Consider the following 1,126-nt stretch of genomic DNA (forward strand, 5'->3'; position numbering starts at 1 on the left):
AGATTATCCATTTGCTGAGGGTTTACTTTTGCCACTTCCATCGCCACATTGTACTTATCCACAAAAGTACTTAACATACCTTGGACCATGTTGAATTCAATGCTGTTTTCTTCATTTCCGTAGAGACGAATGTCTCCGCCTTTCACTTCTACATAAGCTGTATAGCGCTGCTCTTTTACTTCTTTTTTTCCATCCTGATTTTTTTTCAGCGCTTTAAAATGAATGCCCGATTTTTCTGCATGGGCAGCAAACTGCTTAAAAGCAGCAGATGTTTCCTTACTTGTGTCGATTTTGTAGAGAACGTAACTGTCGTCTATCTTCATATCGTTATTAAAGGCTTGAGACAAAGCTGTACCTAAAATAAGGACAAGCGCCAGCGGAAAGAGAATCATAAAGATAAATGCACGCTTATCCCGCAGATCACTTTTCATTTCTTTTAAAGCAATTGCAATAATATTCATTCGTTATTCCTCCTTTCTTTTATAGATCTCTTAAACTGCGCCCTGTCAGCGTGAGAAAGACCGTCTCTAAATTAGGGGCTTGTTCTTTAACTGCTTTAATTTCGATATGATGCGTCATTAAATAATGAATGACTTTGTTCAAGTTATTCACTTCGGCGCTTGAATTAATTTTAATGATTCCATCTTCATACGTAACGGCTGTTACGCCTGGAATTTCTTTTAGACCGCTGCAATCTATATCGTCCGCTTCTTTTACTTCAATCCAAATATCTTTTGTATCAGTGATAATAGCTTTCAGCTGCTCTTTTGTTCCTTCAGCAATAATCTTGCCATGATCGATAATCGCAATTTTTGTACATACCTCTTCTACTTCTTCCATATAGTGACTGGTATAAATGATTGTGCTTCCCATTTCATTTAGCTTTTTTACAGATGTTAAAATATAATTTCGCGACTGAGGATCAATGCCAACCGTCGGTTCATCCATAATGATAAGCTTCGGGCGATGAGCAATTGCGCATGCGATATTTAACCTTCTTTTCATTCCTCCTGAAAAGCTTTTCGGATACGCCTTTTGTTTATCTAAAAGCCCTACAAACGCTAAAGCTTCTTCGACTCGTTCGTTAAGAAGTGACCCTCTTAATCCGTAGAGACCTGCAAAAAAC

2 protein-coding genes are annotated in these 1,126 nt (G+C 37.9%); both read right to left on the minus strand.

What is annotated here, in order from left to right:
* Positions 1-461: ABC transporter permease (locus AC1DRF_RS29045; RefSeq protein WP_477742447.1), on the minus strand; the 461-nt coding region annotated here is incomplete at its 3' end.
* A gap of 19 nt (positions 462-480) precedes the next feature.
* The coding region (locus AC1DRF_RS29050) for an ABC transporter ATP-binding protein (protein ID WP_477742448.1) at positions 481-1,126 on the minus strand (646 nt) is incomplete at its 5' end.

The sequence above is a fragment of the Priestia sp. P5_B4 genome (assembly GCF_056400385.1).